This is a genomic window from Mycobacterium sp. (genome assembly GCF_049673265.1).
Classification (GTDB): Bacteria; Actinomycetota; Actinomycetes; order Mycobacteriales; family Mycobacteriaceae; genus Mycobacterium.
The window spans coordinates 1-9953 of sequence record NZ_JBATXN010000652.1 but is presented as its reverse complement, the minus strand read 5'-3'; the positions used below and the strand labels follow the sequence as shown (position 1 = coordinate 9953).

Here is a 9953-nt window from a genome sequence, read left to right as displayed (position 1 = left end):
CACTCAAGGCTTCGAACGCGGCAACGTGACCTACCGCCACATGCTCAAGGGCCAACCCGCCGTGCTGAACACCCGGGTAGTCAGATACGACGAGCTGCACAGCAATCTGCCCGCCGACACCGCCATGGTGAGCCCGGCACAGCGGACTGCCGCCATGTGGGAGAGGTTCCACGGTATTCGACGTCGCTATGTGCTGTAGACGCCGGCGCTAGGGTCAAGCTTGTGACCGACATCTCCGACGACGAACTGGTTGGACTCTCCGAGTTCGCGCTGCTGTCCGAAAACGCCGAGCAGGCGGGCGTTTCAGGTCCTTTGCCCCCGGTGCGGCGGATCGACACCGCTTCGATCAGCGCGCTGCAATGGGGTGACACCTCGCCGCGGATCGTCTTCTTGCACGGCGGCGGACAGAACGCGCACACCTGGGACACCGTGATCGTCGGTCTAGGACAACCGGCCTTGGCGGTCGACCTGCCCGGGCATGGGCATTCGGCGTGGCGCGAGGACGGCAACTATTCGCCGCAGAACAACGCCGCCGCCCTGGCCCCGGTGCTCAGCGAGTTCGCGCCGCATGCCGACCTCGTCGTCGGCATGTCGCTGGGCGGGCTCACCGCAATCGGGTTGGGCGCGGTCGCACCGCAGCTGGTGCGTGCGCTCGTCCTGGTCGACGTCACCCCGTCCGCCTTACAGCGATATTCCGAGATGACGAACGAGCAGCTCGGCACGGTGGCGCTGGTGCAGGGCGAGCGGGAGTTCCCCAGCTTTGCGGCGATGCTGGAGTTGACCACCGCCGCGGCGCCACATCGGGATCCGAAATCGTTGCGCCGCGGGGTATTTCACAACTCACACCGGCTCGACAACGGTTGCTGGACTTGGCGCTACGACACCATCCGGGAGATCCCCGACTTCGACAGCCTGTGGGGTGACGTCGCCGGGCTGTCGGCGCCCATCACGCTGGTACGCGGCGGCAGCTCGGGCTTCGTCACCGACGAGGACGCCGCCGAACTAAGACAGCGTGCACGGGCGTTCCAGGGTGTGCACGTCGTCGAGAATTCCGGACATTCGGTGCAAAGCGACCAACCTCGCGCGCTGATCGACATCCTGCGCGGAGTGCTCGACGGGTAGGTGCTTACGGTGGCCATATGATCTCGCCCGTTCGCATCGCCGTACAGCTTCAGCCGCAGCACGCCCCGCATTACCGCAACATCCGTGACGCGGTCCGCCGCTGCGAGGACATCGGCGTCGACGTCGCATTCAACTGGGATCACTTCTTTCCGCTTTACGGCGATCCGGACGGCACCCACTTCGAATGCTGGACGATGCTCGCCGCGTGGGCCGAGCAGACGTCGCGCATCGAGATCGGCGCCCTGGTCAGCTGCAACTCCTACCGCAACCCTGAGCTGCTGGCCGACATGGCCCGCACGGTCGACCACATCTGTAACGGCCGCCTGATCCTGGGTATCGGCTCGGGCTGGAAACGCAAGGATTACGACCAGTACGGCTACGAGTTCGGCACCGCGGGGAGCCGCCTGGATGACCTAGCCGCTGCGCTGCCGCGGATCAAGTCCCGGTTGCCCAAGCTCAATCCGGCGCCCACCCGCGACATTCCGATACTGATCGGCGGCGGGGGTGAGAAAAAGACCTTGCGGCTGGTCGCCGAGCACGCCGACATCTGGCACAGCTTCACCAACGCGGCCGACTACCCGGCCAAGTCGAAGGTGCTGGCCGACCACTGCACCGCGGTCGGGCGTGACCCGGCCGGCATCGAACGGTCGGCTGCGGTGGGTGGCGAGACCGGCGGCGCGGATGTCAAACGATTGATCGCCGAGGCCGAGGAGCTGACCGAGCTCGGCGTGAACCTGCTGACCATCGGCGCGTCCGGCCCGGACTACGACCTAACCGGCGCGGAGACGTTGTGTCGTTGGCGTGACCGCCGGTAGGTGCACAAGATGCCGAAGACTTACGGGGCCAAAGAGAAGGACCAGGTTGTTGCGCACATCCTCAACCAGGTGTTGACGGGCAAGCTGCGCACGGGCGACCGCGTCGACCGCAACGAAATCGCCAAGGAATTAGGCATCAGCCGCGTCCCCATTCAAGAAGCGATCGTGCAGCTGGAACACGACGGGCTGGTGTCGACTCGCTATCACCGCGGCGCGTTCGTCGAGCGCTTCGACGAGGATTCCATCCTCGAGCATTACGAGTTGCACGGCGTGCTGAACGGCATCGCGTCGGCGCGCGCCGCGGCGAACCCCACCGCACACATCCTCGGACGGCTCGACGTCATATTGCGCAGTCTGCGTCACTGCAAGGAACCCCGCGCCTTCCAACGGGCCGCACGTGAGTATCGGTGCGCCATCGACGATGAGTACGCCGGGCCCCGACTGCGCGCGGCGATCCGCGCTTCGCAGGGTCTGATTCCGCCCGCGTTCTTGCTGAGCTATCCGAGCATCGTTGCCGAGATGCTGCCGTTCTACGAAGACGAGACGACGGCCATCCGGCACCGCGACCCCGAAGGTGCCCGGGCCGCATGCAGCGGCTGCGCCGAATTGATGGCCGAAGTCATGGTTACCGAACTGGTTCGGCGCCGCGTGCTTTCACCATCGGGTAGATCCGCGGCCGCGTTCTGACCGGCGGTACGTTCGCCGTTATGAACGTCAACGCCGGGAAGCTGCTTGCGCTGATCGCCACGATCCTGCTGACGTGCAGCCTCGGATCGGCGCCGCCGGTCGCGGCCGACACCAACCTGTGCAAGCCGACGGGAGCAGACGGCGCGATCGCCCTGCCGCGGAAGCTGGCCACCGCCAACCGGCCTCAGGAGGACAAGTACACAACCCCCGACGTCGAGCCGCTGAGTTCGGTGAACATTGACGCGCTGGGCCTGCATACACCCCGGACGCTGACCGTCGGCACCCAGCCGGGGGGTCCCCCAACCAGCTGCCTGGACAGCGCAGGGCGCTTCACCGGTTATGACAACGAGCTGCTGCGGGCGATCGCCGCCAAGCTGGGTTTACACATCGTCTTCGCCGGGACCGACTTCTTTGGGCTGCTGGCCCAGGTCGCGTCGCGGCGTTTCGACGTCGGCTCGTCGTCGATCATGGCCACCGACGCGCGCCGTCGCACAGTCGGATTCACCAACGGCTACGACTTCGGTTACCTGTCGCTGATCGTGCCGTCCGGTTCGGCGATCAACGGGTTCGACGACCTGGGCCCCGGCCAGCGGATCGGCGTCGTGCAGGGCACCGTCGAAGAGGCCTACGTCGTCGACACCCTGCATCTGGAGCCGGTGAAGTTCCCTGACTTCACCACTGTCTACACCAGCGTGAAGACCCATCAGATCGACGCGTGGGTAGCGCCGGCGATGGAGGCGACCAACGTGATGCGACCCGGCGATACCGCGGTCATCGCCGGCTACACGTTCGGCCTGGGTAATTACGTGGCCTATGCGGTGGCCAAAGACAACCAGCCGCTGATCAACGCGCTGAACGCCGGGCTAGACGCAGTGATCGCTGACGGCACCTGGGCGCGGCTGTACACCGACTGGGTACCGCGGCCGTTGCCGCGGGGCTGGAAACCGGGATCGAAGTCGGCGTTGACGCCGCACCTGCCGGATTTCGCGGCGATCGCCGAGCGGCATCATCGTGGGATCGACGAGGCCGCCCCACCGAAATCGACGCTGGCCCAGCTGCGAGACTCGTTCTTCGACTGGGACCTCTACAAGCAGACCATCCCGGTGCTGCTGAAGACCGGGCTGCCGAACACGCTGATCCTGACTGTCAGCTCCAGCCTGATCGGGTTGGCGGTCGGCATTGCGCTGGCGGTCGCCGGTATCTCGCGAGCCCGCTGGCTACGTTGGCCGGCCCGCGCCTACACCGACATTTTCCGCGGCCTGCCCGAGGTGCTGATCATTTTGCTGATCGGGCTCGGCGTCGGCCCGATCGTCGGCGGACTGACCCACAACAATCCCTACCCGCTCGGCATCGCCGCGCTCGGGCTGACGGCGGCTGCATACATGGGCGAGATCTTCCGCTCCGGCATCCAAAGCGTCGAGGCCGGACAGCTGGAAGCCTCCCGCGCGCTGGGACTGAGCTACCGCGCCTCGATGCAGCTGGTGGTGATACCGCAGGGCATCCGGCGGGTGCTGCCCGCGCTGGTCAACCAGTTCATCGCGCTGTTGAAAGGCTCGGCGTTGGTGTACTTCCTCGGGCTCATCGCCGGTCAACGAGAGCTGTTTCAGGTCGGCCGGGACTTCAACGCGCAGACCGGCAGCCTCTCACCGTTGGTGGCGGCGGGAATCTTCTACTTGATCTTGACCATCCCGCTGACCCATCTGGTGAACCTCGTCGACCGCCGACTTCGCCACGGCCGGGCTACGGGCGAGCAGGCGGACCCGCTGGACCAAATCGCCACGATGACCAGCCAGGAAATGACGTGACGGACAGCGTTGCGCCGCAGTCGGTTTCGTTGGCAGCCAAAGACATTCACTTGTCTTTCGGTAGAAATGCGGTGCTGCGCGGGGTTGACATCGAGGCGCCGGCCGGCCGCACTGTGGCCGTGATCGGTCCGTCGGGCTCCGGCAAGTCGACACTGCTGCGGGTGTTGAACCGGTTGCACGAGCCCGACCGCGGCGACATCCTGCTCGACGGACGATCGGTGTTGGGCGACGATCCGAATCGGCTGCGGCAGCAGATTGGCATGGTGTTCCAGCATTTCAACCTCTTTCCGCATCGCAGCGTGCTGGACAACGTCATGCTGGCGCCGCGCAAGCTCAAGGGCCTGCATGCCGACGAGGCCCGCGAACTGGCGCTGGCTCAGTTGGACCGGGTGGGCATGAAACACAAGGCCGATAGCCGCCCGGGCACGCTGTCCGGTGGGCAGCAGCAAAGAGTGGCGATCGCCCGGGCGCTGGCGATGACACCGCTTGTGATGCTCTTCGATGAGGCGACTTCGGCCCTGGATCCCGAGCTGGTCAAGGGCATTCTGGCGCTGATCGCGGATCTGGGCGACGAAGGCATGACGATGCTCGTCGTCACCCACGAAATGGGATTTGCCAGGTCGACGTCCGACACGGTCGTGTTCATGGACCACGGTCAGGTGGTGGAAACCGGTCCGCCGGACCAGATTTTCGAGGCGGCAAAAACCGAGCGGCTGCAGCGATTCTTGTCCCAAGTACTTTGACAGCAAAACCAGTTTCTGGGTTTGTGACCCGCAGACAGGTTAGACTGGCGAACTATGGCGGAACGCGAAGCCACGGTGCCTGAGCTCACCGAGTTGGCTGAGGGTCTTCACCGCACGCTATCGAAACTTTTTTCTATCCTGCGCCGCGGCGATCACAGCGCCGGCGCAGCAACAGCCGGCGAGCTGACGCTGGCCCAGCTGTCGATCCTGGTTACCTTGCTCGACCGGGGTCCTATCCGGATGACCGATCTCGCCGCGCACGAACGTGTCCGGACGCCCACCACCACCGTGGCGATCCGCCGGTTGGAGAAGATCGGCCTGGTGAAGCGTTCGCGCGACCCATCGGACCTGCGCGCCGTCCTCGTCGACATCACCCCGCGGGGGTTGGCCGTTCACCGCGAGTCGCTGACCAACCGGATCGGCGCCTTGGCAGCGCTACTGAGCCAGCTCAGCGAAGCCGACTTGGAGACGCTGACCAAGGCGCTCGCGCCGCTGGAGCGGTTGGCGGCCAGCGAGGCGGTGGCTAGCCCGGCGGCGGCCCAGGCTGCCGGCGAACAGGCCTAGCAATTCGCGCTTGAGCAGCGTAAATCCTTGCTGCCCTTAAGGGCTGGCGCCGACCCGCTGCGCCCGGCATCCGCCGCGCTTGCGATCGCACCTAGGCTGGCAGGTATGCGGACCGCGCTCATCACCGGTGCCAGCCGGGGGATCGGCGCCGCGATCGCCACCGCCCTGGCGCCGACGCACACCCTGCTGTTGGCCGGAAGGCCGTCAGCTGCGCTGCAAGCCACTGCCGAACGACTCGGCGCCACGACATTGCCGCTGGACCTGACCGATACCGATGCGATCCCCGACGCCACCAGCTCCATCGGCGAGCTCGACGTGCTGATCCACAACGCCGGGGTGGCGTTCCCCGGGCAGGTCGGCGAGTCCAGCGTCGACGAGTGGCGCACCACTTTTGAGGTGAATGTCATTGGTGCAGTGGCCCTTACGCTCGCATTGCTGCCGACCCTGCGGCGCACCGGAGGTCAGGTGGTCTTCATCAACTCCGGCTCAGGGCGCAAGGCGTCGCTGGGGATGGCCTCGTATTCGGCGAGCAAGTTCGCGCTGCGCGCGTTCGCCGACTCACTGCGACAGGGCGAGCCGTCGCTGCGGGTCACCACCGTCTACCCCGGTCGGACCGACACCGACATGCAGCGCGAGTTGGTGTCCTTCGAGGGCGGCGAATACGACGCCGACCAGTTCCTGCGGCCGGACACCGTTGCCGAGGTAGTCGCCCGCGCGGTGGCCACCCCGCCCGACGGTCACCTTCACGAGGTGGTGCTCCGCCCGCGGTAGGCGACTGCCCTAGACGACCAGGTTGACCAGTCGTCCGGGGACCACGATCACCTTCTTCGGTGTGGCGCCCGCCAAAAACGCCTGCACTTTCTCGTCGGCGAGCGCAGCACCTTCCACTGTGTCGGCATCGGCGTTGGCGGGCACCGTAATGCGTCCGCGCACTTTCCCGTTGACCTGCACGGGATACTCCACGGTGTCCTCGACCAGGTAGCCCGGGTCGGCTACCGGGAACGGCCCGTGCGCAAGGGAGGTCGGGTGGCCCAACCGCTGCCACAACTCCTCAGCCAGATGCGGCGCCAACGGTGCCAGCATCAGCACTAACGGCTCGGCCGCTGCGCGCGGCACCGAATCGCGATGCAGCTTTGTCAGGTGGTTGGTGTACTCGATGAGCTTGGCCACCGCGGTGTTATTACGCAGTGCTGCAAAGTCTTCCGAGACACCCGCGATAGTCCGGTGCAACAGCCGCAGCGTGTCGGTGTCGAGATCGACACCGTCGATCACCCTGATGTCGCCGGTCTGCTCGTCGATTACCAGTCGCCACACCCGCTGCAGGAAGCGGTGCGCCCCAACGACGTCCTTGGTGGCCCACGGACGTGAGGCCTCCAGCGGGCCCATCGACATCTCGTACACCCGCAGCGTGTCGGCGCCGTAGTCGTCGCACATCTCGTCCGGCGAGACTGAATTCTTCAGGCTCTTACCGATTTTGCCGAATTCCTGGAAGACTTCGATCTCCCCGTCGGGTCCGGGATAGACGAATCGCCCATCACGTTCGACCACCTCGGCGGCCGGCACGTAGGCGCCGCGAACGTCGGTGTAAGCGAACGCTTGGATGTAGCCCTGATTGATCAGCCTGCGGTAGGGCTCGCGGGAGGTGACGTGACCCAGATCGTAGAGCACCTTGTGCCAGAACCGCGAATATAGCAGGTGCAGCACCGCGTGCTCAGCACCTCCGACATATAGGTCGACACCACCGGGATCGTCGGGGCCGTGTTCGGCCGGCCTTGGGCCCATCCAGTAGGCCTCATTCTCCTTGGCGCAGAACCGTTCTGAGTTGTGCGGGTCGGTGTAGCGCAGCTCGTACCAGGAGCTGCCGGCCCACTGCGGCATGACATTGGTGTCGCGGGTGTAGGGCTTCAACCCGTCGCCGAGGTCCAGCTCGACGTGCACCCAGTCGGTCGCCTTGGCCAGCGGCGGTTCGGGAACACTCTCCGCGTCGTCGGGATCGAACAGCACCGGCGAGTAATCCGGGACGTCGGGCAATTCGACGGGCAACGCGGCCTCGCCCAATGCGTGTGGACGACCGTCGCTGTCGTAAACGATCGGGAAGGGTTCGCCCCAATAGCGTTGCCGCGCGAAAAGCCAGTCCCGAAGCTTGTATTCGATACGCGCCCGGCCGCGGCCGTCGGACTCCAACCGTGCGGTGATGGCTTTCTTGGCCGCCGTTACGTCCATTCCGTTCAGGTAACCCGAGTTGACCAACACCCCGTCGCCGGCGTAGGCGGCCACCGAAATATCGCCGCCAGCAATGACTTCGACGATCGGCAAGCCGAACTCGTGGGCGAACTCCCAGTCGCGCTGGTCGTGGCCGGGAACGGCCATGATCGCCCCGGTGCCGTAGCCGGCCAGCACGTAGTCGGCGATGAAGATCGGCACCTGCTCGCCGTTGGCCGGGTTGACCGCGTAGCTGCCCAGAAAGACCCCGGTCTTGGTTTTGTTTTCTTGGCGCTCCAGGTCTGACTTCGCCGCGATAGCCTGCCGGTACGCGGCGACAGCCTCAGCTGGCGTGGCGCCCTCGAAGGTCCACTGCGGATCCACCCCGGCCGGCCACTCGGCGGCGGTCAGCCGGTCGACCAGGTCGTGCTCGGGGGCGAGCACCAAATAGGTGGCACCGAAGAGGGTGTCCGGTCGGGTAGTGAACACCTCCAAGTCCACCGTCTGGCCGTCGGTGGTGCGTGCCGAGAACAGTGCGGCGGCGCCGGTCGAGCGGCCGATCCAGTTGCGCTGCATGGTCTTGACCTTGTCCGGCCAGTCCAGCACGTCGAGGTCGTCGAGCAATCGATCGGAGTAGGCGGTGATCCGCATCATCCACTGCCGCAACCGCTTCCGGAACACCGGGAAATTGCCGCGATCGCTTCGGCCATCAGCGGTGACCTCTTCATTCGCCAGCACGGTGCCCAGTCCCGGACACCAGTTCACCATTGAATCCGCCCGGTAGACCAGGCGGTGGGCGTCGATCACGTCGGCGCGCTGCGCTGCCGACAGCTTCGCCCACTGCCGGCCGTCATCCAATTGCCTTGCACCGGAATCGAATGCGGAAATCAGCTCGGCGATCGGTCGGGCTTTGTTCGCGTCGGTGTCAAACCACGCGTTGTAGATCTGCAGGAAGATCCACTGTGTCCATTTGTAGAACTCGGCGTCGGTGGTGGAAAAGCTTCGCCGGCTGTCGTGGCCGAAGCCCAACCGACCCAACTGGCGCCGAAAATTGACGATGTTGGCCTCGGTCCGGGTCCGCGGGTGGGTGCCCGTCTGGACGGCATATTGCTCGGCGGGCAAACCGAAGGCGTCGAAGCCCAACGCGTGCAGCACATTACGGCCCACCATCCGAAAGTAGCGAGCATAGACGTCGGTTGCGATGTAACCCAGCGGGTGACCGACGTGCAGACCCTCCCCCGACGGATACGGGAACATGTCCTGCACGAACATCTTGGAGTCAGGCGCTTTCAAGAGGTCAGTGCCGTCCGTCGGTGCCAGCGACCCGACCGGGTTGGGCACGTTGAAGGTCCCCTTCCGGTTCCAGAACTCCTGCCAGGCCTGTTCGACGCGGCCGGCCAGCTCCGCGGTGTATCGGTACCGCGGCGCGTCGGCATCGGCATCGGCGGCTGGATCGGCACCAGGATGGGTGCCGGTCGCGGCCGTTTGGGAGTCGGTCACGTCCAACAGGTTATAAGGGTGGCCTCCGCGGGCCCGTCGCCGACGGCTTTGTCTCGGTTGCGTTGCGGACCGATCAGGGCTTTATCCCAGGTGTATTCCAGGTCGATTCCGATCCTTTCTACGGCTGGTGGTGCCACTTCTGCCTGGTTACAGTCCGACCCATGCATCGCCGGTGAAGCGATGAGGGAAGGACCGACTCTCATGATGCAGATCGCCCGTAGCTGGCGGGTAGCTGTCGCGGGTCTAGCCGTCGGCGTCGTGGGTGTGCTGGGTTTCGCCTGCCCCACCGCGTCGGCAGAGCCGGTGTTGCCGCCCCGGCCCAATCCCGCTCCGATCCCCGCGCCAGCCGTGACGCCGCAAGCGGCCTCGGTGGCACCCGGGACTGTCGGCTACCCCCTGCCGGGGATGGCGGTCGCAGCCCCCGCGGCGCCGCCCCCGGCCACACCCGCGCTCGCCCCGGGAGCTCCAGGAGCCCCGCCGCCGGCGCCGATGCTCGTTCCGGCCCAATCCGGGAC

The 9953-nt window shown here is 65.9% G+C and carries 8 protein-coding genes and 2 pseudogenes; 9 read left to right on the top strand and 1 reads right to left on the bottom strand.

Translation table 11 applies throughout. The features are described from left to right. The 8 genes and pseudogenes from WBF82_RS22205 to WBF82_RS22170 all read left to right on the top strand — a co-directional run. Positions 1 to 199 (top strand): annotated as a pseudogene (locus tag WBF82_RS22205) (DUF1214 domain-containing protein); the annotation flags it as partial. A gap of 23 nt (positions 200 to 222) precedes the next feature. Further along, positions 223 to 1122, top strand: a complete 900-nt coding sequence (locus WBF82_RS22200) for an alpha/beta fold hydrolase (RefSeq protein WP_424385086.1) — start codon at positions 223 to 225, stop codon at positions 1120 to 1122. A 17-nt stretch (positions 1123 to 1139) separates the two neighbouring features. After that, positions 1140 to 1937 carry an LLM class F420-dependent oxidoreductase gene (locus WBF82_RS22195; RefSeq protein WP_424385085.1) on the top strand — a complete coding sequence of 266 codons (798 nt, stop codon included), beginning with the start codon at positions 1140 to 1142 and terminating at the stop codon, positions 1935 to 1937. Positions 1938 to 1946: 9 nt separating this feature from the next. Continuing rightward, positions 1947 to 2624 carry a GntR family transcriptional regulator gene (locus WBF82_RS22190; RefSeq protein WP_424385084.1) on the top strand — a complete coding sequence of 226 codons (678 nt, stop codon included), beginning with the start codon at positions 1947 to 1949 and terminating at the stop codon, positions 2622 to 2624. Between the two features lie 20 nt (positions 2625 to 2644). Next, a complete protein-coding gene (locus WBF82_RS22185) occupies positions 2645 to 4429 on the top strand; it encodes an ABC transporter substrate-binding protein/permease (RefSeq protein ID WP_424385083.1) in 1785 nt (594 codons plus the stop codon). Next, the gene (locus WBF82_RS22180) at positions 4426 to 5172 is read left to right on the top strand and encodes an amino acid ABC transporter ATP-binding protein (RefSeq protein WP_424385082.1); all 747 of its coding nucleotides are present in this window, start codon (positions 4426 to 4428) and stop codon (positions 5170 to 5172) included. The genes WBF82_RS22185 and WBF82_RS22180 overlap by 4 nt, the downstream gene beginning before the upstream one ends. A gap of 54 nt (positions 5173 to 5226) precedes the next feature. Next, positions 5227 to 5736 carry a MarR family winged helix-turn-helix transcriptional regulator gene (locus WBF82_RS22175; protein WP_424385081.1) on the top strand — a complete coding sequence of 170 codons (510 nt, stop codon included), beginning with the start codon at positions 5227 to 5229 and terminating at the stop codon, positions 5734 to 5736. Between the two features lie 105 nt (positions 5737 to 5841). Next, positions 5842 to 6507: an SDR family oxidoreductase gene (locus tag WBF82_RS22170; protein ID WP_424385080.1), complete on the top strand. Its 666-nt coding sequence runs from the start codon at positions 5842 to 5844 to the stop codon at positions 6505 to 6507. 9 nt (positions 6508 to 6516) lie between these two features. Here the strand turns inward: WBF82_RS22170 and leuS are convergent, their stop codons facing one another. Continuing rightward, a complete protein-coding gene (gene leuS / locus WBF82_RS22165; RefSeq protein ID WP_424385079.1) occupies positions 6517 to 9438 on the bottom strand; it encodes a leucine--tRNA ligase in 2922 nt (973 codons plus the stop codon). Between the two features lie 201 nt (positions 9439 to 9639). Here leuS and WBF82_RS22160 point away from each other — a divergent pair. Then, positions 9640 to 9953 (top strand): annotated as a pseudogene (locus WBF82_RS22160) (LpqN/LpqT family lipoprotein); the annotation flags it as partial.

Bases quoted from the DNA above. Each gene is read 5' to 3' on its own strand.
- WBF82_RS22185 (WP_424385083.1), top strand. From the start codon at position 2,645: ATGAACGTCAACGCCGGGAAGCTGCTTGCGCTGATCGCCACGATCCTG.
- WBF82_RS22175 (WP_424385081.1), top strand. From the start codon at position 5,227: ATGGCGGAACGCGAAGCCACGGTGCCTGAGCTCACCGAGTTGGCTGAG.
- WBF82_RS22195 (WP_424385085.1), top strand. From the start codon at position 1,140: ATGATCTCGCCCGTTCGCATCGCCGTACAGCTTCAGCCGCAGCACGCC.
- WBF82_RS22170 (WP_424385080.1), top strand. From the start codon at position 5,842: ATGCGGACCGCGCTCATCACCGGTGCCAGCCGGGGGATCGGCGCCGCG.
- WBF82_RS22190 (WP_424385084.1), top strand. From the start codon at position 1,947: ATGCCGAAGACTTACGGGGCCAAAGAGAAGGACCAGGTTGTTGCGCAC.